This window comes from Paenibacillus humicola, assembly GCF_028826105.1.
GTDB classification, from domain to species: Bacteria; Bacillota; Bacilli; order Paenibacillales; family Paenibacillaceae; genus Paenibacillus_Z; species Paenibacillus_Z humicola.
The window spans coordinates 5,565,239-5,591,186 of record NZ_JAQGPL010000001.1 but is presented as its reverse complement, the minus strand read 5'-3'; the positions used below and the strand labels follow the sequence as shown (position 1 = coordinate 5,591,186).

At 60.2% G+C, this 25,948-nt stretch carries 20 protein-coding genes; 12 read left to right on the top strand and 8 right to left on the bottom strand.

From position 1 onward, the window contains the following. Positions 1 to 111: 111 nt before the first annotated feature. Positions 112 to 2,091 carry a glycoside hydrolase family 127 protein gene (locus tag PD282_RS25620; RefSeq protein WP_274654449.1) on the top strand — a complete coding sequence of 660 codons (1,980 nt, stop codon included), beginning with the start codon at positions 112 to 114 and terminating at the stop codon, positions 2,089 to 2,091. A 168-nt stretch (positions 2,092 to 2,259) separates the two neighbouring features. On the opposite strand, the gene PD282_RS25615 is transcribed toward PD282_RS25620, so the two are convergent. After that, positions 2,260 to 3,033, bottom strand: a complete 774-nt coding sequence (locus PD282_RS25615) for an SDR family NAD(P)-dependent oxidoreductase (protein WP_274654447.1) — start codon at positions 3,031 to 3,033, stop codon at positions 2,260 to 2,262. A gap of 96 nt (positions 3,034 to 3,129) precedes the next feature. Next, positions 3,130 to 3,645, bottom strand: coding sequence for a GrpB family protein (locus PD282_RS25610; RefSeq protein ID WP_274654445.1), 516 nt, complete (start codon positions 3,643 to 3,645; stop codon positions 3,130 to 3,132). Positions 3,646 to 4,064: 419 nt separating this feature from the next. Between PD282_RS25610 and PD282_RS25605 the strand changes: the two genes are divergently transcribed. The 3 genes from PD282_RS25605 to PD282_RS25595 are packed head-to-tail and all read left to right on the top strand — an operon-like array spanning position 4,065 to position 7,655. Beyond that, positions 4,065 to 5,051, top strand: coding sequence for an ABC transporter permease (locus PD282_RS25605; RefSeq protein ID WP_274655471.1), 987 nt, complete (start codon positions 4,065 to 4,067; stop codon positions 5,049 to 5,051). A gap of 15 nt (positions 5,052 to 5,066) precedes the next feature. Next, entirely contained in the window at positions 5,067 to 5,978 is a 912-nt protein-coding gene (locus PD282_RS25600; RefSeq protein ID WP_274654443.1) for a carbohydrate ABC transporter permease, read from the top strand. A gap of 48 nt (positions 5,979 to 6,026) precedes the next feature. Further along, complete coding sequence (locus PD282_RS25595) at positions 6,027 to 7,655, top strand: type 2 periplasmic-binding domain-containing protein (RefSeq protein ID WP_274655469.1); 1,629 nt, start codon at positions 6,027 to 6,029, stop codon at positions 7,653 to 7,655. Positions 7,656 to 7,717: 62 nt separating this feature from the next. On the opposite strand, the gene PD282_RS25590 is transcribed toward PD282_RS25595, so the two are convergent. Further along, complete coding sequence (locus tag PD282_RS25590) at positions 7,718 to 9,967, bottom strand: helix-turn-helix domain-containing protein (protein ID WP_338045231.1); 2,250 nt, start codon at positions 9,965 to 9,967, stop codon at positions 7,718 to 7,720. Positions 9,968 to 10,119: 152 nt separating this feature from the next. Between PD282_RS25590 and PD282_RS25585 the strand changes: the two genes are divergently transcribed. Next, entirely contained in the window at positions 10,120 to 10,998 is an 879-nt protein-coding gene (locus tag PD282_RS25585) for a sugar phosphate isomerase/epimerase family protein (RefSeq protein WP_274654439.1), read from the top strand. 22 nt (positions 10,999 to 11,020) lie between these two features. Further along, on the top strand, positions 11,021 to 12,055 hold the full coding sequence (locus tag PD282_RS25580; protein ID WP_274654438.1) for a glycoside hydrolase family 18 protein: 1,035 nt from the start codon (positions 11,021 to 11,023) through the stop codon (positions 12,053 to 12,055). Positions 12,056 to 12,375: 320 nt separating this feature from the next. On the opposite strand, the gene rocD is transcribed toward PD282_RS25580, so the two are convergent. After that, entirely contained in the window at positions 12,376 to 13,596 is a 1,221-nt protein-coding gene (rocD, locus tag PD282_RS25575; protein WP_420832328.1) for an ornithine--oxo-acid transaminase, read from the bottom strand. Between the two features lie 345 nt (positions 13,597 to 13,941). On the opposite strand from rocD, the gene PD282_RS25570 reads away from it, so the two are divergent. Then, positions 13,942 to 14,610 (top strand): molybdenum cofactor guanylyltransferase, encoded by a 669-nt coding sequence (locus tag PD282_RS25570; RefSeq protein WP_274654437.1) that lies wholly within the window; start codon positions 13,942 to 13,944, stop codon positions 14,608 to 14,610. Between the two features lie 111 nt (positions 14,611 to 14,721). Here the strand turns inward: PD282_RS25570 and PD282_RS25565 are convergent, their stop codons facing one another. The 4 genes from PD282_RS25565 to PD282_RS25550 form a co-directional block, all read right to left on the bottom strand. Further along, positions 14,722 to 16,962: a molybdopterin oxidoreductase family protein gene (locus PD282_RS25565; RefSeq protein ID WP_274654435.1), complete on the bottom strand. Its 2,241-nt coding sequence runs from the start codon at positions 16,960 to 16,962 to the stop codon at positions 14,722 to 14,724. Positions 16,963 to 17,016: 54 nt separating this feature from the next. Next, positions 17,017 to 17,157: a hypothetical protein gene (locus PD282_RS25560; RefSeq protein WP_274654433.1), complete on the bottom strand. Its 141-nt coding sequence runs from the start codon at positions 17,155 to 17,157 to the stop codon at positions 17,017 to 17,019. A gap of 14 nt (positions 17,158 to 17,171) precedes the next feature. After that, entirely contained in the window at positions 17,172 to 18,401 is a 1,230-nt protein-coding gene (locus tag PD282_RS25555) for a nitrate/nitrite transporter (protein WP_274655466.1), read from the bottom strand. Between the two features lie 349 nt (positions 18,402 to 18,750). After that, on the bottom strand, positions 18,751 to 19,308 hold the full coding sequence (locus PD282_RS25550; protein WP_274654431.1) for an ANTAR domain-containing response regulator: 558 nt from the start codon (positions 19,306 to 19,308) through the stop codon (positions 18,751 to 18,753). A 311-nt stretch (positions 19,309 to 19,619) separates the two neighbouring features. Between PD282_RS25550 and nirB the strand changes: the two genes are divergently transcribed. The 5 genes from nirB (at position 19,620) to nagZ (ending at position 25,891) form a co-directional block, all read left to right on the top strand. After that, on the top strand, positions 19,620 to 22,046 hold the full coding sequence (nirB, locus tag PD282_RS25545; RefSeq protein WP_274654429.1) for a nitrite reductase large subunit NirB: 2,427 nt from the start codon (positions 19,620 to 19,622) through the stop codon (positions 22,044 to 22,046). A gap of 77 nt (positions 22,047 to 22,123) precedes the next feature. Then, complete coding sequence (nirD, locus tag PD282_RS25540; protein ID WP_274654427.1) at positions 22,124 to 22,453, top strand: nitrite reductase small subunit NirD; 330 nt, start codon at positions 22,124 to 22,126, stop codon at positions 22,451 to 22,453. Between the two features lie 29 nt (positions 22,454 to 22,482). Continuing rightward, on the top strand, positions 22,483 to 23,367 hold the full coding sequence (locus PD282_RS25535) for a uroporphyrinogen-III synthase (RefSeq protein WP_274654425.1): 885 nt from the start codon (positions 22,483 to 22,485) through the stop codon (positions 23,365 to 23,367). A gap of 43 nt (positions 23,368 to 23,410) precedes the next feature. Then, positions 23,411 to 24,169 (top strand): uroporphyrinogen-III C-methyltransferase, encoded by a 759-nt coding sequence (gene cobA, locus PD282_RS25530; RefSeq protein ID WP_274654423.1) that lies wholly within the window; start codon positions 23,411 to 23,413, stop codon positions 24,167 to 24,169. 273 nt (positions 24,170 to 24,442) lie between these two features. Next, positions 24,443 to 25,891 carry a beta-N-acetylhexosaminidase gene (nagZ, locus tag PD282_RS25525; RefSeq protein ID WP_274654422.1) on the top strand — a complete coding sequence of 483 codons (1,449 nt, stop codon included), beginning with the start codon at positions 24,443 to 24,445 and terminating at the stop codon, positions 25,889 to 25,891. Positions 25,892 to 25,948: the final 57 nt, after the last annotated feature.

The window sequence follows — 25,948 nt, the reverse complement described above, 5'->3', positions numbered from 1 at the left end:
GGTGAAATCTTATAAAAACAGGTTCGGTTTATTCATAGTTTGTTCTTATTTACAAGGATAAACTGAGTGTGAACCATAATCAATCCGTATATTTCGGGAGGGGAAAAACGAATGAGTCTGTCAACCCGCGAACATGGCGGCAAGCAGGTACGAATCGAGGACGGATTTTGGAACGGATATACAAAACTGGTGCGCGAAACGGTCATTCCGTATCAATGGGACGCGCTGAACGATAAAATCCCGGGCGCGGAGCCGAGCTTCGCGATCCGCAATTTCCGGATTGCCTCCGGTCTCGAGGAAGGCGAATTCGGCGGTCTGGTGTTCCAGGACAGCGACCTGGCCAAATGGCTGGAGGCGGTCGGCTATTCGCTGGCAAGCCATCCGGACGCCGAGCTGGAGCGGATCGCAGATGACGTAATCGAGCTCATTGCCAAGGCGCAGCATGAAAACGGTTACTTGAACACGTATTTCACGATCAAGGAACCGGATAAGGCGTGGACAAACCTGCACGAGGCGCACGAGTTGTACTGCGCAGGCCATATGATGGAGGCTGCCGTCGCGTATTACGAGGCGACCGGCAAGCGGAAGCTGCTGGACGTCATGTGCAAATTCGCCGATCACATCGACAGCGTCTTTGGGCGGGAGGCCGGCAAGCTGCGCGGCTACGACGGCCACCAGGAGATCGAGCTGGCGCTCGTGAAGCTGCACCGGGTAACGGGCGAGGAGCGGTACCTGAAGCTGGCGCAGTTTTTCATTGACGAGCGCGGCCAGCAGCCGAATTTTTTCGTCGAGGAGTGCAAGCGCAGGGGCGGCTACAACCATTGGGCGAAGAAGGAGCTGCCAATCCCGACCGTCGAGCAGCTCTCGTATAACCAGGCGCACAAACCTGTACGCGAGCAGGAGACGGCTATCGGGCATTCGGTGCGGGCGGTCTATATGTACACGGCGATGGCCGACCTCGCCCGGCTCACCGGCGACAAGGAGCTGCTCGCCGCCTGCCGGCGCCTGTGGGACAACACGACGAAAAAGCAGATGTACATTACGGGCGGCATCGGCTCGACCCATCACGGCGAGGCGTTTACGTTCGATTACGACCTGCCGAACGATACCGTTTACGCGGAGACGTGCGCGTCGATCGGGCTGATCTTTTTCGCCCGCAGGATGCTGCAGATCGAGGCGAAGAGCGAATACGCCGACGTGCTGGAGCGGGCGCTCTACAATAACGTTATCGGCAGCATGTCGCTGGACGGCAAGCGTTATTTCTATGTCAACCCGCTCGAGGTTTGGCCGAAGGCGTCCGAGAAAAATCCGGGCCGGCACCACGTCAAGGCGGTCCGGCAAAAATGGTTCGGCTGCTCCTGCTGCCCGCCGAACGTCGCGCGCCTGCTCAGCTCCTTGAACGATTATATCTATACCGCCGCGGCGGAGGACAACACGGTGTATGCGCACCTGTTTATCGGCAGCGAAGCGAAGTTCGACCTTGCCGCCGGACAGGTGTCGCTGAAGCAGGAATCGCGCCTGCCTTGGGAAGGCTATGCCCGCTTCGAGCTGACCGGCGTTCCGGGCGGGGCCTTCTCGCTGGCGCTGCGCATCCCGTCGTGGTGCCGCGGCAAAGCCGCGATGATGATTAACGGGTCGCCGGCCGAATACGACGCCGTTGACGGGTACGCGGTCGCGACCCGCGCCTGGGCGCAGGGCGATGTCGTGGAGTGGCGGCCCGAGCTTGCGGCCGAGCTGATCGCCGCCCGCCCGGACATCCGGGCGAATGCGGGCAAAGCCGCGATTCAACGCGGTCCGCTCGTGTACTGCCTGGAGGAAACGGACAACGGCAGCCCGATGGCGTCGCTGTCGATCGTGCGTACCGCGAAGCTGGATTCGAGGTTCGACGAGGGGCTGTGCGGCGGAGCGGTCGTTATCGAAGCGGACGGGTGCGCGGACGACCGGGCCTCCTGGCCGGAGGACGCGTCTTACCGGCCGCTGGCGGAGGAAAAGGCGGCGGAGCCGGTCCGCCTGAAGGCCGTGCCGTATTATTTGTGGGGCAACCGGGAGGAAGGCGAAATGACCGTTTGGATCCGGACGGCGGCTCAGTAGCGGCATCCGGGACCGAACCGGCGGCTCTCGGCTCGGGGCGGGCAGATCACCTGCCGCCCCGGGCCGGGTTTCGACCGGCGAAATGCAAAAAACCATCCGTTCTTCGAGTCGGGAAGGCGGATGGTTTTTTGATTTTGCCTGGCGTGAAGACCGCCCGGCTTCCAAGCTTCAAATGGCGAAATGGGAGGCGCCTCCGTCGACGAGCAGGTTTTGCCCGGTCACGTAGCTCGAAGCGTCGGAGCAGAAGAACAGGACGGGCGCGATCAGTTCCTCCAGACGGCCGTACCGGCCCATCGGCGTGCGCCGCTCGATAACCTCCTTGACCTCTGGGTTGTCGAGATTTTTCTCGTTCAGAGAGGTCCGGAAAAACCAGGGACTGACGGCATTGACGGTGACGCCGGATTTGGCCCATTCCATCGCGAGCTGACGCGTCAGGTGGACGACACCCGCTTTGCTCGGACCATAAACGGTGGAAAAAGACAGCGTCAATTCGGAGGCGGCGGAAGCGATATTGACGATGCGCCCGCTTCCGCGCTCGACCATATGCCGGCCGGCCGCCCGAGACATGAGGAATACCGACTTGAGGTTCGTATCGACGATCAAATCCCATTCGTCCTCGCTCAGTTCGAAGGCGTTACTGCGGACGGTTGTCCCCGCATTGTTCACCAGGATATCGATTTTCCCGAACGTCTCCATCACCTGCCGCACGGCCGAATCGACGGCGGCGCTGTCCGAAACGTCGCAGGTTACGCCAAGCGTCCGCCGCCCGGTCGCAAGCCGGATTTCCTCCGCGGCCTTCAGCACCTCGGCTTCGGTCCGGGCGGTCAGCACGACGTCCGCGCCGGCGTGCGCCAAACCTTCCGCAACCGTTCGTCCGATCCCGCGTCCCGCGCCGGTCACGATCGCGACTTTACCCGTTAAATCGAAGCTGACTTGTGTCATTACATTATGCCTCCTAGAGTTTAATGGGGTTGATTAGGTACGTCCCTTCCAATTTTATAATTAATTTAAGTAAGAAGCTATACTTTTTTCTGTCGTTTATCGTTCCTGCCCCCAATTCAGCGCCTTTTCGACGAAGGGGCGCATCCGTTTTTCCTTCTCCTGCTGGTATTCGGTATGGGGATAGGCGGCGAGAATCTCCTGCTTTAACCGGCCGTACGCCGCGGCTTCCTCCGGGTGCTCCATTAGAAAAGCCTTGAAATGCAGATGCCTCCGTATCGATTCATTGCCGGTTTGAAAGACATGGACGTGATGCGTTCGCGGCGTTTCCCCTTTCGTAAAATAGCTACGTCCCGAAATGCCGTTCTCTCCGCGCGGCCGGTATCCGGCGTTCCTCATTTTGTCATGATACCCTTCCACTGCATTGATATTCCGGACGACAACTAAAATATCGATAATCGGCTTGGCCCAGCCGACCGCCGGCACGGACGTGCTGCCAATATGATGGATAGCCTCAAGCTCACCGCCGAATATCGCCCGCAGCATATCCGCTTCCTTCTCATACATCCGTGCCCAATTGCTTACCCACGGCACGACCTCCCAAGTTCTGGCCATCCCCCCGCCTCCGATCCGAATTCGTTCCGACAACTTCTCCATTTCTGGCGCTGAATCCTTCCCGTCCAAGCCGTAAACATGGAACCCGTTTCCAGCGGACACCGGTATGTTATTTTTGATAACATGAGAAAAACCGCTTCCAATAAGCCGTTCCGCTCATCCGATGGATAGGCCGAAATTGATCGAGGACGGCGTTTTGACCGCCTTACGGCAAATTTTACACATCGGCACGAATGTCTTTTGCTCCCTCACGCCTGCCTGCCCCGATTCGAATCCGATGAAGTTGTTTCGAATAAAGGAGATTTTAAACGGTGCAAGCGTTTCCGTACCGTCCGGAAATGACATATTTTCAAGGCGGCGGCTCGTCGGTTATGGTGGCGGTAAGGCGGAACAAGAAATCGACTGGAAGGGGGAGAAGCATGCAGGATGCCAAGAGCGTCTTGACAGGCGGCACGCTTCCGGAATTGCACAAGCTTCCGGAGCTGCGGAAACGAAAACAGCGTCACCTATTCAAACGCGTCTTACGGAATTGGGAGCTGTATCTGTTTATCGCGCCGGCCTTTTTTTACTTTTTAATCTTTGTGTACGGTCCGATGTACGGCATTCAGATCGCGTTCAAAAACTTCATTCCGGTCAAAGGGATTATCGGGAGCCCCTGGGTCGGCTTCGACCATTTCGTACGATTTTTCCATTCGTATTATTTTTGGGACTTGCTGTGGAACACGTTCAGCATCAGCCTGTACGGGCTCGCCGTCGGCTTTCCGATTCCCATCCTCCTTGCGCTTGCGTTCAATGAAGTGAAGGACGGCTTTTTCAAACGGGCGGTACAGACGGTCACTTATGCGCCGCACTTTATTTCGATCGTCGTCATGGCCGGCATGATCATTTCATTCCTGTCGCCCTCGACGGGGCTGATCCCGCACGCGATCAAATGGCTCGGAATCGATACCCCCGATTTCCTGACCGACCCGAGATGGTTCAAAACGATGTACGTGCTCTCGGATATCTGGCAGGGCGCGGGCTGGGGCACGATTATTTTCCTGGCTGCGTTATCCGGCGTCGATCCGGGGCTGCACGAAGCGGCGATCATCGACGGCGCATCGCGCTTCCAGCGCGTCCGCCACATCAATTTCCCGGCGCTCGTCCCGGCGATGACCATTTTGCTCATCCTGAATATGGGGACGCTGCTGGGCGTCGGCTATGAGAAAATTTTGCTGCTGCAAAATCCGCTCAATATGGAATCGTCGGATGTGATTTCCACCTATGTGTACCGGTCGGGGCTATTGGACGCGCAATACAGCTTTTCGACGGCCATCGGCGTGTTCAACTCGGTTGTCAATGCGATCCTGCTTGTGCTCGTCAACCAGATCGTGCGCCGGACAAATGAAAGCAGCAGCTTATGGTAGAAGGGAGGAACGGCTATGGCGGTTTCGGCCATTAAAGAAACGGGCAGGGACAGAGCTTATCTGATTTTCAATTACGCGATGTTAACCGTTGCGTTTGTTGTCGTGCTGTATCCGATGCTGTATATGATCAGCGCATCGGTCAGCGATCCGAAGGCCGTCAGCTCCGGCGAAATGTGGCTGCTGCCGAAGGGCATCACGTTCGACGGCTACCGGCGGGTGTTTCAGGACGCGGATATTTGGACCGGATACGCGAACGCGATCCTGTATACGGCGGTAGGCACGTTCATCAATTTGGCGGTAACGCTTCCGGCGGCATATGCGCTCAGCCGAAAGGATTTTGCCGGGCGCGGCTTTTTTATGGCGATGTTCATGGTAACCATGTTCTTCGGCGGGGGGCTCGTGCCGACTTATCTGCTGGTGAAGGAGCTGGGCATGATCAATACGATTTGGGCGATCGTCCTTCCGTCGGCCGCTTCGATCTGGAACATCGTCGTCTGCCGGACGTTCTTTCAGACCTCAATCCCGAAAGAGCTGCAGGAGGCCGCGCAGATCGACGGCTGCAGCAACTTCCGGCTGTTCGTGAAAATCGTCCTGCCGCTTTCGATGGCGATTGTCGCCGTGATGGCGCTTTTCTACGGGGTCGGCAACTGGAACAGCTACTTTCCGGCGCTCATTTATTTGAACGACAGCGCGAAATATCCGCTGCAGCTCGTGCTGCGCCAAATTTTGGTGCTGCAGGATTTGTCCACGCAGGCCGGCGTTTCGATCGATGCGACGACGGCGGAGGCGCTGAACAGCAAGGCGGAGGTTGCCGCGCTCGTGAAATATGCCGTGATCATCGTGGCGATCGTGCCCGTCATTGCCATTTATCCGTTTCTTCAGCGTTATTTTGTGCAAGGGGTTATGATCGGCTCCGTCAAGGGCTGATCTGCTCATATATTTTCACGGTAAGGGGAGAGGAATGTGGCGAAAGCAATGAAGAAAAGCGCCGCTTTGTCGGTATCGCTGACGCTGCTTGCGTCGGTGCTCGCCGCTTGCGGTTCCGACTCGGGCAAGGACGCCGGAAGCGCGGCGGCCGGAACGTCCGCTGCGAATAAGCCGGCGGCGGATGCGGCTTCGGATGTTAGCAAGGACGGTTTCCCGATCGTCAGCAAGCCGCTGACGCTGAAGATGATGTCGCAGGACATCGGCGTACAGGACTGGAACAAAATGCCCGTTCTGCAGGACATGGAGAAAATGACGGGCATCAAAATGCAGTACCAGAACGTGCCGACGGACAGTTTTTCGGCAAAGAAGAACCTGATCTTCGCAAGCGGCACCCTGCCGGACATCTTCTACGCGGCGGACCTGACGCCGGCCGAGCAGGTGACGTACGGCAGCCAGGGCGTGCTGCTTCCGCTGGAGAAGTACATTGACGGCGGCTACGCGCCGAACCTCAAGAAAATTTTCGACGAGCATCCGGATATCCGCAAGTCTTTCACGACGCCCGACGGCCATATATACGCGCTGCCGTATATCGATCTGTCCGCCGTCTGGTACCGCGGCCCGATGTGGTACAACGGCAAGTTTCTGAAGGCGCTCGGCGCTTCGGAGCCGAAGACGACGGATGAGCTGTACACGTACCTGAAGCGGGTCAAAAACGAGGACCCGAACCACAACGGGAAAAAGGACGAAATTCCGCTCACTTCCGTCAAGCTGGACGACCTGCGCATGTATTTCTTCGGCTTCTGGGGCATGTACAACGAGGATATTTACGCCGACAAGCAGGGCAAAGTTCACTACCCGTTCCAGGAAGAGGGCTACAAAGGCTACCTGACCTTCATGAACCGCCTGTGGAACGAGGATTTGCTGGATCACGATACGTTCTCGCAAACGGACGACCAGAAGAAAGCAAAAGGAAAGAATAACCAGATCGGGCTGTTCAACGACTGGTTTCCGAATTTTACGCTCGGCGGCGATTCGGACGAGAGCAATCCGCTCATGACACCGGTCAAGAGCGAGATCGCGGACTCGCCGGTTTACGGTAAGCATCCCGGCATTTCGGCCAATGGCACCTTCGCGATTTCGAGCACCAATCCGTCGCCGGAAGCTTCCATGCGCTGGGTCGATTATTTGTACAGCTACGACGGCGCGACCCTGTTCTCGCAGGGACCCGAGAACGTCCTTTGGAAATATAAGGACAAAACGAACCATGTGAAGGAATGGCTGCCGGTGCCGGGCGGCGGCAACCGCGACGATTACAGATCGAAGCTGACGCCGAATTATGGCATTGTGGCGCCGGGAATCAATACGAGCGATTTGACGAACGGGCTCCAGGGGGACTTCGACAAATGGCTGGATCAGCAAAACGCGACGAAGCTGCTGCCGATCGCCAAGGCGCCGTTCCCGAACGTCTATTTGACGAACGACCAGCAGTCGGAGGTCTCGGCGATCCGGTCCGACCTCGATACGTATGTAAAGCAGATGGAGGCCAAATTCGTCACCGGCCAGGAGCCGCTCTCGGGCTGGGACAACTATTTGTCGCAGGTGAAGAAAATGGGCGGCGACCGGCTGGTCGAAATTTATCAGCAGGCCTACGACACGTGGAATCAAACTGCCAAATAATCATCCGCGAGATGAAAAAACAATCAACATATCCCGTCCATTGTGACCGGATATGTTGATTTTTATCTGCCCTCGGTGCCGTCCGGCGAATCGTCCGTCTCGCCGGCGGAATCATAAAGCTTGCGGAACTGCCCCGGCGTCAGCCCCGTTTCTTTCTTGAAACGGCGGATGAAGTTCGGGGTATCCAGGTAGCCGACCCGGGCGATGATGTCCTTCAGCGGATCGCTTGTCGACGTTAATTGGCGCTTCACCTCTTCGAGCCGCTTCTGCCAGATATACTGGATGAAATTGAGACCGACCTTCTCCTTGAACGAACGGCTGACGTGCGACGGCGAGACGGCGAACTCGAAGGCGATTTTCTCGAGACTAAGCGTATGATCCGCATAATGCCGATCGATGTACGCCGCGATCCGGTCGATCTGGGAGTGCTCCTCGATCCGGTTTTTGCGTTCGACCTGGGCGCAGATGCGGGACGCGAGTCCAAGGAAGACGTTCTCCGCGTCCTCCCATGAACCGCCGGAAATCGCATGAGGCGCAATGTCGTGTATCGCGTCATGAAAGTCCAGCTCCGATGCGGTTCGCAGCATCGTATTCAGGATGTCGAAGCAGATGCACCGCGCGAGCAGATCGGACGGCCGTGACGTCTGCAGGCTCCGGACGGCCGTGCCGATCGTTTGCGCGGCCACGTCGTAGCTGCCCTGCTTCAAGCTCTGGGAAAGCTTCAGCAGCTCGCTGCCGGGAATCCAGGACGCGAGCTTCGGCTCATCGGACAGCTTCTCGAAGTAGGTGGCGGTGCCCGCGCTGCCTTCCGCCCGCAGCTCGAACGCGGAGCAGGCTTCGATATAGGACGGGTTCAGCTGCTCCGGCTTCGAATAGCAGGTGCCGACGCCGATCGCCGGAATGACGTCGAACAGCTCCCGCATCCTGCCGCGGACCGCCTCGACGATTTGCCGGACCTGAAGGAATTCCTCCGTCATACCGTCCGGGACGAAGCTGACGATCAGCGCAAGATGATCGGCCTGGGGAAGCTCCACGCCGTACGTGCAGGCGCCGAGCGCGGCGTATTCCGCCCGCGCAAGAAGCCTGCGCAGGCTCTCCGGGTCCTGCCGGCCGTCGTTCCGCGCGCCCCATCCCGTTACCATCGCGAAATGGCGGGGACGGTCGAACCGGAGACCGAACGCCTCCTGAAGCTCCGGCGTCAGGCTGTCCGTATTCCCGTATTTGAGCAGCATGTAGAGCACGTGGTTGCGGGCGTAAGGCTCCTGCAGATCCGCCAGCGAGCTGTATTCGCGAAGCGCAAAATGAATGCGTTCCAGCTCGTTGCCGCGCGGGGGCGAGCCGCCGGCCGTCCGCTTCGGATGATTCGCGTATTCCGCAAGCGAGGAGATCGGCTCGTACTGCATTCGGGCGAGCAGCAGCGCGATGAAGGCACCCGCGAGAGCGGCGATGCAGAGCAGCATGATGATGAAGCTGCGGACGTGCACGACGCTGCTGAAAAACTGGGTGCTTGGCATAACCGACAAATACGTCCAGCCGTTTTGGCCGGACTTGACGGAAACGACGGAGTGCGGAATGCCGTTCAGCGTCCGGCTGTGAATGCCGGGAGGCAGGTCGAACAAGGACCTGGCGTCCGCATCCCCGATCGATTCGCCCTGACGGTTGGCAGCTAAAATTTGGCCTTTATCGTCAAATATGTAGGACAATCCTTTATAATTGCCTAATATAGAATCTATCAGGCCGTTCAGCTCGGATTCTTCGATGAAATACAACACGGTGCCGTGCGGATTCGGGTTATTGGGGGTGATGGGAACCAGGTAGGCGAGAATCGATTTTTGCAGGTAGGTTTGCCTGACGGCGTCGGCCGGCCGCATCGTCGGATATTTCACGCCGTTCAAGTCCTTGACGAGCTCGGTCCGGTTCCAGCTGCGAAAGCTGTATTTGTCCGCGAACACGTCCAGACTCGACATGCCTTTGGAAGAATAGATCCGCTGATCCTTGTGAAAATACAAAAACAATTCGCCGATGATCGAGCTGGTCGCCTTGTATTGGTCCAGCGCCTGGATGGCGTCCCGGCTGTAATACGGGTCGTGAACGCGGCTCGGGGTCAGCCTGTCGTCGTAGGAGAGGCGGGACGCGATCTCGCCGAGCTCCTTCAGACGGGCGTCGATAATGTTTTTCGTCTGCGTCAACTGGTTGTAACGGGACTGCTCGATTTGAGAGCGGAGGCTGCTGACGGCATTTTGATAAATGAATAAGGTCGTCAGAATTAACGGAATCAGCAGGATAAACAAATAGGACCAAATATATTTCAAGAAAAGCCTGGATCTAAAATAAGACCATTTCAATTGCTTCTCCCCCGGCCGTCACATGATCTTAACAAATTTATACTAACAAAAATATCGCTGCGGAAATAGGGGACAGCGGTTTGCAAGTGATTCACATTTGAATGCGGAGGGATATGAAGATGAAAGTCGGACTTAGCTCGTACAGCTTGCTGAATGCGATTAAAGCCGGAGAAATGACGATTCTGGACGTCATCGAGTGGGTGGCCGCCAACGGAGGGGAGCATCTGGAGCTCGTCCCGTACGGGTTTACCCTGGTGGACAACCCGGAGCTGGCGGATGCCGTCCGGGAGAAAGCGAAGGAAGCCGGGATCGCGCTGTCCAACTATTCGATGCCCGCGAATTTCGTCCAGGAGACGGAAGAGCTGTTCGAAGCGGAGGTGGCCCGGGTCAAGGAGCACGTCGATCTCCTTCGCCGCCTCGGCATCAAGCACCTGCGCCACGACGTTACGGCCTTTACGATTCCCGAGGAGCTAATGAGCATCCGGTGGTTTGAGGACAATCTCCATCATATGGTGAGAGGCAGCCAGCACATCGCCGATTATGCGGCGCAGTACGGCATCACGACGACGATCGAGAACCACGGCTTCTCCGTGCAGGCGAGCGACCGGGTGCAGCGTGTCCTGCACGCCGTGAACCGCCCGAACTTCAAGACGACGCTCGACATCGGCAATTTTATGTGCGCGGACGAGAACTCGATTATCGGCGTGAAGAAAAACTTGCCTTACGCGTCGCTCGTTCATTTCAAGGACTTCTACTTCCGTCCCTACGACGAGCACCCGGGCGACGGAGCATGGTTCAAGACCGCGTACGGAAACTATTTGCGCGGGGCGATTATCGGGCAGGGCGATATCGAGATCCGGAAAATCGTCCGGCTGATCAAGGAATCGGGCTACGACGGGTACATCACCGTCGAGTTCGAAGGAATGGAAGAATGCAGGTCGGCCTCCCGCATCGCGATGGATAACCTGCGCCGGTTCTGGGACGAGTGCATCGTCTAAAGGCGGGGGAGTGAGGACAAGCGTGGAGCGAAACTATATTGTGGCCGGCTATGCGTCCGATGCCCATCTGCCGGACGTGAAGCCGGAGGATTTGCGGAAGCTGACGCATCTGAACATCGCGTTCGGGCATGTACGCGACGATGAAATTCGCACGGAGCATTTGAAGCAAACGGCGGCGCTGCGGACGATCAAGCGGGAGCATCCCGCGCTGAACCTCGTGCTGTCCGTCGGCGGATGGAGCGCGGGCGGTTTCTCGGAAGCCGCTTCGACGGAGGAGGGGCGAAGCCGGTTTGCCGCATCGGCGGTCCGTGTCCTGAGCGAATTGCCGCTTGACGGCATCGATCTGGACTGGGAATATCCGTGCTACGGCGAAGCCGGGATTGCGTCAAGCCCGGAGGACAAGACGAATTTCACGCTGCTGCTCGGTACTGTGCGGGAGGCGCTGGACCGCAAGGGAAAAGCGGACGGGCGCCATTATTTGCTGACCATCGCCGCGGGCGCCGATCAATACTACACCGACGGCACGGAAATGGACCGGGTGCAGCGGGTTCTCGATTTTGTCCAGCTGATGACGTACGATATGCGCGGCGGCTTTCAGACTTTGACGGGCCATCATACGAATTTGTATACGCCGGGCGGCGATTTGTTCCGCATCAGCGCGGACGCATCGGCCAAGCTGTTCATGCGGGCGGGCGTGCCGAAGGAGAAAATCGTGCTCGGGGCCGCGTTCTATTCCCGCCGCTGGGATCAGGTGCCGGACCGGAACAACGGGCATCTCCAAATGACCGGCACCCCGGGCGGCTACGGGCCGGACTTCACCGCGCTGACCGCCGAATACATTGGCAGGAACGGCTATACCCGGTATTGGGACGACGAAGCGAAAGCGCCATACCTGTTCAACGGCAGCAGCTTCATCTCCTATGACGACGAAGAATCGATCCGGCACAAATGCGAGTACATCCGGCGCAGCGGCCTTGGCGGCCTTATGTTCTGGGAGTACGGCTGCGACCGGACCGGACGTCTGCTGCATGCCATGTATGAAGGGCTCGGGCGGTAGCCCGGGCCGGCAAAACATCCCGGCTGCGGATGGCTCCGTCAGCCGGGGCGTGTCGGAGAAAATCGAAACGAGCGAAGGACCGTTTGGAGAGGTGCAGGCAATGCACCTCTTTTTTTTTTGTCACGCTGGGCCGGCGGAACCGGATCGCGCGCGGGGATATTCACGGCGGGCCGGAGCCCGGGCAAGAAGGTAAAGGCAAAGCCTTGTCGGCGGCCGGCTCAGAGGACGGTGGCTGGGGCGGGGCGATCCAGGCAATCGCGCTACAGGAGCCCGGGGCCGTACGCGGCGGTCCGCGAGAGCCCGCCACAGCGGGCGGCGCCTCAGCCGGAGGCGAAGGCCTCCTCGATTTTGTCCGCGGCGTAATCGAGCTCGGCTTCGCTGATGATAAGCGGCGGCGCGAAGCGGATCGTGTGCGTGTGCGTTTCCTTGCACAGCAGCCCGAGCCGCATGAGCCGCTCGCAGTACGGGCGGGCCGGCACGGTCAGCTCGATGCCGGCGAAGAGGCCGCAGCCGCGCACCTCCTTGATGTGCGCGTGGCGGATCGCGCGCAGCCGCGCCAGCAGGCGCCGGCCGAGCCGCTCCGACCGCTCGGCGAAGCGCTCGTCTTCGGCGACGGCGAGCGCCTCGAGCGCCACCGCGCAGGCGAGCGGATTGCCGCCGAACGTCGAGCCGTGCGAGCCGGGCTCGAACAAGCCGAGCGTATCGGCACCGCCGCACACGGCCGAGACCGGCAGGACGCCGCCGCCCAGCGCTTTGCCGAGCACGTACAGGTCGGGCCGGACGCCCTCCCGGTCGCAGGCGAACCGCGTTCCCGTGCGGCCGAAGCCGGTCTGGATTTCGTCGGCGACCAGCAGCGCGCGATGGCGGCTGCACAGCTCGCGGGCCGCCTTCAGGTATCCGTCCGGCGGAATGCGAATGCCGGACTCGCCCTGCACCGGCTCGACGAGAAAGGCGGCCGTCCGCGGCGACAGCGCCCGCTCCAGCGCATCCGCGTCGCCGTACGGGACCGTGACGAAGCCCGGCGTGAACGGCCCGAAATCGGCCTTGTATTCCGGCGCCGAGGAGAATGACGTGACTGTCAGGGTGCGGCCGTGGAAGTTGCCCTCGCACACGATAATCTCGGCCTCGCCGGCGGGCACGCCCTTGACGCGGTAGGCCCAGCGCCGGACCGCTTTGAGCGCGGTTTCGACCGCTTCCGCGCCGGTATTCATCAAGAGCGTCAGCGGCATGCCGGTCAGCCCGGCGAGCCGCTCGCACAGCGCGGCGAACGGCTCGTTGTGAAACGCGCGCGAGGTGAGCGTGAGCCGGTCGGCCTGGCTCTTCAGCGCGGCGACGATGCGCGGATGCCGGTGCCCCGCGTTGAGCGCGGAATAAGCGCTCAGCATATCCATGTAACGGTTTCCTTCCGCATCGGTCACCCATACGCCGCTCGCTTCGGTAATTGCGATCGGCAGCGGGTTGTAGTTGCGGGCGCTGTACCGTTCGGCGCGTGCGATCGTATCGGCGGAAGGCCGGTCTCCGCCGGTCGGCATGTTGGACATTGCAATCCCTCCTTGTTACAGCATATGCGGCAGGGTGGCACCGCCTCCATCTTTTCAAATCGGGCGATCCGCAAGCACCCCTAGCGGGACGACGCGGTGCGATAGTGCTGCCGTTGCCGCCGTGTTCCGTCCCGCGGACATGCGTCTCTTTTTTCGCCGCCGGGCGCCGCGGCCCCGAAATCGGCGCATGACCGAAGCGCCGGGACGTGCTACTATCAAGTAAAGGAAAGGATGAAGTATCTGTGTCCGGAGGGAACATGAAATTGACAAGCCATCGCGCGCCAGTACAGCTCGCTTGGGAGCAGCACGAGGTGCTGAAAAAAGAGTCAAGGGAGGTGCTTGAACATGCCGGATAAACGGGTCGCGGGGATCATTCTGGCCGGCGGCCAAAGCTTGCGCATGGGGACGGACAAGGCGCTGCTGCCGCTGGGCGGCCGCCCGCTGCTGGGGGTTCTTGCGGAGCAGATGCTCGCCCTGTGCGATCCGCTGATCGTCGCCGCCGGCGATAGCAGCCGCGAAGCGGCTTACCGGCAGGCGCTCAAAGGGCTTCCCGTCCGGGCCGAATTCGTGCCGGATGTGTATGCGGACTCCGGCCCGCTGGCAGGGCTGCACGCGTCGCTCGGCGCGGCACCCGAAGGGTATGCGTTCGTCATGGCCTGCGACATGCCGTTCGTCGCGGAGACGCTCGCCAGGCGGATGCTGGAGCGGATTGCGCGGCATGACGGATGGGCAGGCACGGGAGCGGAAACAGGCGGAGCCGCCGAACCGCCGGAAATCGTTCATGTGCCGGGGCAGCCGTTCCACGCGCTGTACCATACGCGGGCGGCAGCGGAAATCCGGCGGATGCTGGAGCAGGGCGATTATCGCCTGATGGGGCTGCTGAAACGGTTGTCCGCTGAGACGGTCGAGCCGGATGATGAGGAAAGGCGGGCTTTTTCGAACCTGAATACGCCGGAGGCGTTCGAGCGGTTCCTTGGGGAGCGCCGGCAAAATGAAAACCGGCACGACCGATAGCGAGGGCTATCGATCGTGCCGTTTCTCGTTTGCGGGCACGGGCGGCGCATCGGAGGAGACGGAGTGGTCGGGGCGTCTCCCCGTTTGCCGCGCGCCACGCGCCCGCCGCGTTCAGATTCGCACGGGGTGTCCCGCCGCGTTCGGAATTTCGCCTCCGCTGGCCTTCTCCTTCGCCTTGGCTGCAGGTGCAGCCGCTGCCGCGGCTTCCGCTTCCGCACCGAGCGCTTCGCGCTCGACGCGCTCGAGGCGCACGGCGCATACCTTGAACTCGGGCATGCGGCTGATCGGGTGCAGCGCATCGTTCGTCAGCGCGTTCACCGCGTGATCGCCGCCGAAGTGAAACGGGACGAAGACCGTTGTCGGATGAATGTCGCTCGAGATTTTGACGTCGAACACGAGCGAGCCGCGGCGCGTCGTCAGCCGGAGCCGGTCGCCGAAGCGCAGCCGGATTTTCTCGGCCGCCGACGGATGGATTTCCGCGATCGGCAGCGGCGCTTTCTTGTTCAGCGCGGCGGTGCGCCGCGTCTGCGCTCCGCTTAAATAATGGCTGCCGAGTCTTCCCGTCGTCAAAATGTACGGATACTCGCGGTCCGTCGTCTCCGCCGGCTTCCCGGGCACGATGCCGTGCAGCTTCGCGCGGCCGCCGGGCAAATAAAATTGGCTGTTCTCGAACATGCGCGGCGTACCCGGATGGTCTTCGGAAGGGCAGGGCCAGAACAGGCCGTGCTGCTCCTTGATCCGGTCGTAGGTCATGCCGGAATAATCGGCTTTGCCGCCGGCCGAAGCTCTGCGCAGCTCGTTGAACACGTCCTTGGGCGAATGGAATTGAAAATATTGCCCCCGCCCGAGTCGTTCGGCCAGCAGCCGGATCAGCTTGTAGTCCTCCATCGCTTCACCCGGCGTATCGAATGCCCGGGGCCGGTGGAAGACGCGGCCCTCCAGGTTCGTCAGCGTGCCTTCCGCTTCGAGGAAGGACGAGCCGGGCAGCAGCCAATGGGCATATGCAGCCGTCTCCGTTTCGAACATATCGACGACGACGAGCAGCTCGAGCTTCTGCAGCGCCGCGGCGACCCGGGCGTTGTTCGGACTGGAGACGAGCGGATTGGAGCCGAGGACGATCATCGCTTTGATCTCGCCCTCTTCGATTTTGCCGAACAGCTCGTAAGCCGACACGCCTTTGCCCGGCAATTCGTCCGGATCTACGCCCCACACGGCGGCGACGTGCTCCCGCGCCTGGGGATCGTCGATCATCCGGTAGCCCGGCAGCTGGTCGGCCTTCAGCCCGTGCTCGCGCCCGCCCTGGCCGTTCGCCTGCCCCGTGACCGCGCCGAAGCCGCAGCCCGGCCGGCCGATTTTGCCCGTCAGGAGACACAGGTTGATGTAATTGAGCGTATGCTCGACGCCGTTCACCTGCTGCTCGAGCCCGCGGGCCGTCAGCACGATGCCGGTTTCCGCTTTGGCGAAGCCCCGGGCGATCGTGCGAATGACTTCCTTCGGGATGCCCGTATAGACCGAGACGGTATCCGGGGAAAAATGGCGCACCGCTTCGCGCACCTCGTCAAGCCCGGCCGTATGCGCTTCGACGAACGCTTTATCGTACAGCTCTTCGTTCACGATGACGTGCAGCAGGGCATTGACGAAGACGGAGTCGAAGCCGGGCTGCAGGTTGACGTGAATGTCCGCCAGCTTCGAGGTCATCGTCTGCCGCGGATCGATCGTGACGATAATCGCCTTCTGCTTCTTCGCCGCGAGCAGGTAGGGCACCATCGTGGGCTGGCATTCCGCAATGTTCGTGCCGGCCAAAATAATGTATTTCGCCATCGGGATATCGTCGAGCGGCACGTTCATGCCCCGGTCGACGCCGAAGGCGCGCGATTGCGCGGCGGCCGCCGACGACATGCAGTATCTGCCGTTATAGTCGATATATTTCGAGCGAAGGCCGACACGGGCGAATTTGCCGAGCAGATAACAGACTTCGTTGGTCAAGGAGCCGCCTCCGAAAATCGATACCGCGTCGCGGCCGTACTGCGACTGAATCCGGCGAATGCGGGCGGCGATATCGTCGAGCGCCTCGTCCCAGCCGGCTTGACGCCACGGTTCGCCGGGCAATGCGGCGTCCGTCCTGCGCAGCGGCGTCAGCAGCCGCCCCGGGTGCACGACATGGCCGAGACTGTTCAGTCCCTTCTGGCAGAGCCGGCCCGTCGCCACCGGGAAATGCTGGCTCGGCTTGACCTCCCAGCCGGCTTCGCTGCCGCTCCGAACAAGATCGATTCCGCACTGCATGCTGCAGTAGCAGCAGTGGGAATGGAGCCGGTCCGCATCTGGCTTGACGGCGATGGGCGAAACGGCCATGGTAAATCCCTCCGTTTTAGGTTCAAATCGTGTGTTTCGCGTTCGGCCGGCCGATCATACCGCTTCGGCGCCGGCTTCGGGTCGTTTGTCGTCCGCTGCGCGGTGCTTCCGGGATGCGGGCTCGGGCTCCGGCCCCCACCAATCCATCGCATCGAGCAGCTCGTATATGTCCATCGGGTCGAAGGCGTCCATCATGCCGCGGACTCCGCTCAGCTGCCGACGGCGGCGTCGGCGCCGCGCGCCTTGCCGCCGCTGCCGATCCAGGAGCGCTTCCAGGAGCCCTGGAAAGCGAAGATGACGATGATACAGAGGAGCGCGATCCCGCTCAGAATCAGAAAGCCCGGCGTGTACGAGCCGACCGATTGTTTGAGATTGCCGAGAATTTTCGGCAAAATGTAACCCCCGAGACCGCCGGCCGCGCCGACGATGCCGGTGATGATGCCCACCTCGTGCTTGAAGCGCAGGGGGACAAGCTGAAAGACCGAGCCGTTGCCCATGCCGAGCCCCATCATGCCGATGAAGAGCAGCACCGTGATCAGCGCCAGCGGCGGAAGCGTGGAGACGCACGCCATCATGATGGCGACGACGCCGTACAGCAGCATCAGCATCCGCAGGCCGCCTAGCTTATCGGCGAGCCAGCCGCCGACCGGGCGGAAGAAGCTTCCCGCGATGACGCACAGCGTCGTAAAGTCGGCGGCGCGCACCGGGTCGAGCCCATATTGGGTATTAAAGAAAATGGTCAAATAGTTCGACATCCCGACGAAACCGCCGAACGTGACGCTGTAGAACAGGCAGAACAGCCACGTATCGCGCTGCTTCAGCACTCGCCCGTAATCGGCCAGCCTGCGCGGTGCGACCTGGGTCGGGCCGTCCTTGGCCGTAAAGGCGAAAATCAGGAACACGATCAAGAGCGGGATAATGGCGATGCCGAAGACGACATGCCAGCTGCCGAAATGCTGCGCGATCCGGTTGGCGAACAGCGTGGCGAAGACCGTGCCGCTGTTGCCTGCTCCGGCGATGCCCATCGCCAGTCCTTGATACTCCGGCGGGTACCAGCGGCTCGCGAGCGGCAGCGCGGCGGCGAACGAAGCGCCGGCAATACCGAGCATCAGGGCGACGATATAGAGCTGGCTGAGGGAAGAGACTGCGAGCCAGCCCCAGACCAGGGGAATGAACGTAAGCGCCATGCCGATCATGCCGGTCCGTTTCGGGCCGAACCGGTCGGTTAAATAACCGAGCACAAGCCGCAATACCGACCCGCCGAGCACCGGCAGCGCGACGAGATTCGCCTTCTGCGCGGCGTCCATCGGGTAATCGTTCATTATAATGACCGCAAGCGGTCCGAGCAGGTTCCATATCATAAAGCTAACGTCAAAGTATAGAAAACCGCTGATCAGCGACGGCATATGGCCGCTTTTCAAAAAACTTTTCCGATCCATCATATCCGGTAAACTCCTCTCCAAATGAACGATCTGTTCTCTCTCTGTCTGTTTTGCTCTGTCTGTTTTACTCTGTCTGTTCCGGGTTTCTCTGTTTTTCTCCGGCGCTCTACTTGCTGGTCGGGCTCGTTAGCTTCATCGTAAACAAATAAAAGGCCGCACCGCAGTCATAGTTCCACTGCAATCCGGCCTCTTTGCCATCGGCGGCACGTCGGTGTGCCTTGCCGAAAAATATTCGAACACGTCGTTGTGATCTTAGTTGCATTATATGCGAGCGGGAAAGTCCATGTCAATATATCTGACACCAAATGTTTTTTGCATTATTGACCTCTCATGGCCGTCACTCGCATTAACCGTGGATCAGCTGATACACTTTGACGATTGACGCGGCGATATCGCCGATCCTCTTGCGCTCGTTCATCGCCTGCTTGCGCAGAAAATCGTAGGCCTCCGCTTCGGAGATGCCTTTGATTTCGCAGAGGACGGCTTTCGCCTGGTCGATCCATTTGCGTTCCTCGAGCCGCTGCAGCAGCTGGTCGCGTTCCTCGGCCCACCGCTTGTGCTGCTGAAAAACGCGCATTCCCCATTTGAGCGCGATATTCATTTCGATCGATGTCATGGATCCGAATAAAATCCCGTCCAGCGTAAAGCCCCAGTCGATTTCCTTCGGCGCCTCGTTTTCGGTGCAGAGCCACAGGATCGGGAGCTTGCGCATCTTGGTGAGCGCCGACTGCCAGTCGACGATCAACCCGGCCGGCATATGGAGAACGGCTGCGTCAACGACGCTGATCAGGCCCTTTGCCTCCTCCCGAGTCGAAACGCGGTGCAGCGTACGGCAGTTCTGCTGCAGACTGTGCATGGATATGAGGCGGGCTTCGTCCTCAACCAGCAAAATCGATTTTAACAAGAACCGTTCACCTCAATGCAAGCAGTATAGGTGTAATAAAATATAACACAGCATCGCATGGGGTGTCGACGGCAAAAAGATGGAGAATGCGCCTGGCGGCATGCCTTAAAAATATTTTAAAGCGTGTCAACATTATTGACATCGTCGGCTATCCCCATTATACTGGTGCCATAAAGCAAACTTGTCGGCACAACGGCGTGCCGCATTTTCATCGGCAACGGAGCCCATTCCGCCAGTCTGTCAGGACGGCGGGACGGGCTTTTTATGTTTTTATTTCGGAAATCGCGAGAAGAAGAGGAGAGAAGAATGGCATGAAAAGAAAACTCGTCATGATCGGCAACGGCATGGCAGGCGTCTCGTTCGTCGAACAGCTGCTCAAGCTGAACCCGCACCGGTACGATATTACGATTATCGGCGCCGAGCCGCATCCCAACTATAACCGGATTATGCTTTCGTCGGTTTTGGCCGGCGACGCCAACATGCAGGATATCGTGCTCAACGACTGGGACTGGTACCGCGACAACAACATTCTGCTCCATGCGGGCCAGACGGCCGCCCACATCGACACGGAGAAACGCACCGTAACGACGGACAAAGGCATCGCCGCTTCCTATGACGATCTTGTATTCGCCACCGGCTCGCTGCCGTTCATGCTGCCGCTGCCGGGCGCCGACAAGGAAGGCGTCATCGCCTTCCGCGACATTAAAGACTGCGAGACGATGATCGAAGCATCGAAAAACTACCGCAAGGCGGTCGTGATCGGCGGCGGTCTGCTCGGCCTCGAAGCGGCGCGCGGCCTGCTCAATCTGAAAATGGAAGTCGATGTCGTCCATATTTTCGACAACCTGATGGAGCGTCAGCTCGACCGGACGGCGTCGAAGCTGCTCCAGGCGGAGCTCGAGCGCCAGGGCATGAATTTTCTGCTCGAGAAGCAGTCCGATTCGATCATGGGCAAGAAACGCGTCACTGGCCTGAAATTCAAGGACGGCACGCATGTCGACGCCGATCTGGTCGTCATGGCCGTCGGCATCAAGCCGAACGTGCAATTGGCGAAGGACAGCGGCATCGAAGTGAACCGCGGCATCGTGGTCGATGACTATTTGCAAACGAGCCTGCCGAATGTATATGCGGTCGGCGAATGCGCCGAGCACCGCGGCATCGCCTATGGCCTCGTCGCTCCGCTTTACGAGCAGGGCGCGATTTTGGCCAAAAAGCTGGCGGGCGTCGACAGCGAAGGCTACCAGGGCTCGGTCGTTTCTACGAAGCTGAAGGTATCCGGCGTCAACGTTTTCTCGGCGGGCCGGTTTAACGACGAGCCCGGAACGAAGGCGGTCCGGGTGCAGGACGATATCGACGGGATTTATAAAAAAGTTGTATTCGATCAGGGCAAGGTGATCGGCGCCGTACTGTTCGGCGATACGGGCGACAGCTCGCGACTGTTCTCGCTCATCCGCAGCGGCGAAGACTTCGCGGGCCGGGAGAAGGAAGTGCTGCTCGGCTCCTCCGGCGGACAGATGGCCAGCACGGGCGACCTCGTGGCGGCGATGAGCGGCGACGAAATCGTCTGCGGCTGCAACGGCGTCACGAAGGATACGATTCTTGAATCGATCACCGAGAAAGGCTGCGTCAGCGTCGGCGAAATCCGGGCCTGCACGAAGGCGTCCGGCGGCTGCGGCGGCTGTAAGCCGCTGGTCGAGGCGATTTTGACGTCGGCGCTTGGCGAAGACAACGTCGCCGCCGTCAAGGAAGGCATCTGCGGTTGCACCACGCTGTCCCGCGACGAGGTGGTCGACGCGATCAAGCGGATGCACCTGACGACCTCGAAGGAAGTCATGCACGTGCTGGAGTGGGCCAATCCCGAAGGCTGCACGAAGTGCCGCCCGGCGCTCAACTATTATCTCGGCATGGTTTACCCGGATGAGCACGAGGATGAGCTGGAATCGCGCATCGTCAACGAGCGCAGCCACGCCAACATCCAGAAGGACGGCACGTTCTCGGTCGTTCCCCGGATTTACGGCGGCGTGACGACGCCGGCCGACCTGAAGAAAATCGCAACGGTGGCGGAGAAGTACAACGTACCGCTCGTGAAAATCACCGGCGGACAGCGGATCGACCTGCTCGGCGTGAAGAAAGAGGATCTTCCGGGCATGTGGGGCGACCTCGATATGCCGTCCGGCTACGCCTACGGCAAGGCGCTGCGCACGGTCAAAACCTGCGTCGGCTCGACGTTCTGCCGCTTCGGCACGCAGGACTCGATCAAGATGGGCATCGATTTGGAGAAGAAGTTCGAGCGGCTGGATACGCCGCATAAAGTGAAGCTTGCCGTTTCCGGCTGCCCGCGGAACTGCGCGGAAGCGACGATCAAGGATTTGGGCGTCGTGGCGATTGACGGCGGCTGGGAAATTTACGTGGCGGGCAACGGCGGAACCCGCGTAAGGGCGGCCGACCTGCTCGTGAAGGTGAAGACGGAAGAGGAAGTGCTGGAATGGACCGGCGCTTACCTGCAGTACTATCGCGAAACGGCCAACTGGAACGAACGGACGAGCGAATGGGCGCAGCGCGTCGGGCTCGATACGGTTAAGAAAGCGCTGGAGAGCAAGGAAGACCGCGACGCGCTGTGCGAGCGGATCGACAAAACGCTCGGACTCGTGAAGGATCCGTGGAAGCAAATCGTCGAGAATGCCGAGCTGAGCAAGGCGTTCGACGCTTTGACGGCGCCGGCGGAAGCGAAAGTTTAGAGCTTGAAAGCAGAACGGGGCTTACCCAATAACGAAAGGCCCCAGGCGGGCGAGATAACGAAAGGGGAACGAGAACAATGAATGAAGTGATCGTAGGACATATTTCCGAATTTACGGACCGGCGCGGACGCGTATTCCGGCTTGGCGAGCTTGAGCTTGCGCTGTTCAAGCTGTCGGACGGCGAAGTCAAGGCGGTTGAGAACAACTGCCCGCACAAGAACGGCAAGCTTTCGGAGGGAATGGTGTGCGATCACCACGTCTATTGTCCGCTCCACGATTGGAAAATCGATTTGAACGACGGGCTTGTGCAGGCGCCGGATGAAGGCTGCATTCAGACGTACCCGGTCTTCGTCGACGATAAAGGCAACGTCGTGCTGCAGCTTGCGATGCAGTCGAAGGTTTCTTAAGGAATCGGTAGAACAAGGAGGCGGCGGCCATGGCTCGTCTGGAAGGCAAAATGATTGCCGTAACCGGCCCGCGCAAAGCGGAGGAACTGAGCCGCATGGTCGGCAAATTCGGGGGAGAAGCCGTGCTCCGGCCGGCGCAGGGCACCGTATTCGTGGACGATACGCGGATCGAAGGCCAACTGCATGCGCTCATCGCGCGTCCGGCCGATTGGTTCGTGCTGACGACAGGCGTCGGACTCGAGGCGCTGCTGGAGGCGGCCGGCAAGCTCGGGCTGACCGAGCGGTTCATTGAAGCGCTTCGCCGCATGCGTCTGGCGGCGCGCGGCTACAAGACGGTGAACGCGCTGCGTAAAATCGGGCTCGTGCCGGAGGTCCGCGACGGCGACGGCACGACGGCCGGGCTGCTCCGGGAGCTTGAGCCTTACGATATGCACGGCGCGCGGGTGGCGCTGCAGCTGTACGGCGATCCCGCCCCGCGCCTGAACGGCGCGCTGGCGCAGCGGGGCGCCGTATGCGAGGAGCTGCTGCCGTACCGTCATATCCCGCCGGAGAACGACGTCGTGGAGCTGCTGATCGACGAAATTGCCGCCGGCGAAGTCGACGCGGTGACGATGACCAGCACGGTGCAGGTCCGCTATGTGATGGGATGCGCCGCCCGCCTCGGCAAGCTGGAAGCGGTTCGACAGGCGTTCGAAGGCCCGGTGCTGGCGGTTGCCGTCGGGAAGGTGACGGCGGAGACGCTGCACGAGGAAGGCCTCCGGCGCGTGCTGTATCCGGAGGAAGAGCGGCTGGGCAGCATGGTGGTAGCGATGAGCCGGTATTTCGACAGCCGGTATGAATCGATTCCCAAGCTGGCGGCGGTGCCGGTTTCGAAGCCGGCGGATGGTTCAAGCTTCGCCGCCGCCGCGGAGTGACGGCGGCAACAAACGAATCGTGTAAAGCGGGGAGCGTGAACGCATGTACGGGAAAGTCTATTTGACCGGCGCGGGCCCGGGCGACCCGAAGCTGATCACGCTGAGGGGGCTGGAAACGATCCGGCTGGCCGACGTCCTCATTTACGACCGGCTTGTGGCGGAGGAGCTTGTCGAGGAAGCGAGCCCGTCGGCGGAGCTGCTGTATGTGGGCAAAGCGTCGGGGCATCATACGATGAAGCAGGAGGAGATCAACGCGCTGATCGCGGACCGCGCCATGAAAGGCTGCACGGTCACCCGCCTGAAGGGCGGCGACCCGTTCGTATTCGGTCGCGGCGGCGAAGAAGCGCTGTACCTGTCCGCGCTCGGCGTCGAATTTGAGATCGTGCCCGGCATTTCCTCCTGCATCGCGGCTCCGGCTTATGCCGGCATTCCGGTCACTCACCGCAAGCTCGCGGCATCGTTCGCCGTTATTACCGGCCACGAGTGCGTGGATAAAGACGGCGCGGGCGTCGACTGGAACTGGGCGGCCGGAGCGGAGACGCTTGTCGTGTTGATGGGGCTTCAGCAGCTTCCGGTCATCGTCCGGCGACTTCTGGAAGCCGGCAAGGACGCGTCCGTGCCGATCGCGCTGATCCAAAGCGGCACGCGGGAGACGCAGCGGATCGTAACCGGCACGCTGGCCGATATTACGGCCAATCCCGAGACGGCCCATCTTGTAAGCCCCGTCGCCATCGTCATCGGACCGGTCGTTACACTGCAGGACAGCCTGGCCTGGCGCAAAGTCGAAGCCGTCGTTTCGTAGTCTGCCGCATATGAAAAAATTCGAGTGCCATCGTTGTCATCTATCCGTTTCAAGTTGTTCATCTACCCGCTTTAAATAGAAGGGTTCGGCTGCTTCGCGGCCGAACCTCTTTTCGTTTTTAACGATAAGCCGCCGGCCAATAAACGGAAGGATATCGGACAAGAGCAACCTTTTGCTCCGTCCATTCGTTGTATGATAAAGTAAGGCAGTCTGGCACACAATGAAAATTGACGCGTCCATGGACTGACATCAGGTATAGGCGGTGGTGTTTGGATGCATAAAGGCAAATACGGGCTTGCCGTGCTTGCGATGCTGCTTATCTTCGCATCGGGCTGCTCCGGGCAAAAGAGCGATTCGGGGCAGCAGGCTGCAGGCGGCGCAGGCCAAGAGATGAGCAATGGCGGAACGAATCAAGGCACGGCGGACGGCGGCGCAAGCGGCGGTCAGCAAAACGCCGCAGCGGGCGGCACGGATACGAGCGGCGGCGCCGGCGGGACGTCAGAAGGGGCGGGAGGCGGCGCAGACGGTTCGCCCGGAGCCGGAACAAGCGGGAATACGGGCGGCTCGCAGAATGGAGACGGGGCGGGAGCAACTTCCCCGGATACCGGTTCGGGGCTTCCCGCTCCGAGCGCGAACGTACTGCGCCAGCTGCAGTCGATGACGCTGGACGAAAAGCTGGGCGAGATGATCGTCGCCGGCATGGACGGAAACACGCCGACAAGCCGGACGAAAACGATGATTCAGCAGCAGCATGTGGGCGGCGTCATTTTCTATAAAAACAATGTGACCGATCCGAAGGGCCTTGCGGCATATGTCAATCAGCTGAAAGCGTGGAACCGGGACAATCCGTCGGCGCTGTTCCTCTCCGTCGACGAGGAAGGCGGGACGGTCAGCCGGCTCCCCGGTCTGGAGAAGTTTCCGGACGCCTGGGACGTCGGTAAAACGAAGGATACCGGCTACGCTGCGGATATGGGAGGTTTTCTGGGAGCGGCGAGCAGCGCGATGGGCATGAACGTCGATTATGCCCCGGTGCTGGACATCAACTCCAACCCGAACAACCCGGTCATCGGCGTCCGTTCGTTCGGAGCGACGTCCGATCTCGTCTCGCAGATGGGACTTCCGGTCATGAAAGGGATTCAAGCGCAGGGCGTCATTTCCGTCGTGAAGCATTTTCCGGGGCATGGCGATACGTCGGTCGATTCCCATCTCGATCTGCCCGTCGTGAACAAGAGCCTTAAGCAGCTTCAGCAGTTCGAATGGGTGCCGTTCGCGGACGCCATTCGCGAAGGAGCGGATGCGGTGATGGTCGCGCATATCCTGTTTCCGAAAATCGACCCTAAATACCCGGCATCGCTTTCGAAAACGATTATTACGGACGAACTGCGCGGGACGCTTGGCTTCCAAGGCGTCGTCATAACCGACGATCTGACGATGGGCGCAATCGGGAAGCATTTCGGCATCGGCGAAGCTGCCGTGCAGAGCGTAAAAGCCGGCGCGGATATTATGCTCGTCGCACATGGCTACGACGATGTCGTTACGGTGATCGACGCACTGAAGAAAAGCATCTCGCAGGGCGGCATCTCCAAGAAACGGATCGACGAAAGCGTGACGCGCATTTTGACGCTGAAAGAGAAATACGGGCTGTCCGACCGCAAGACGGTGCAGACGCCGAATCTGACCAGCCTGAACGCCGAAATTCGCAAGGCGATTGGGGCGCATTAACCGCCCGTCCCGGCATGCCGCGGGCGGCGAAGAACGAAGGCTCGCAGCGTTTTACCA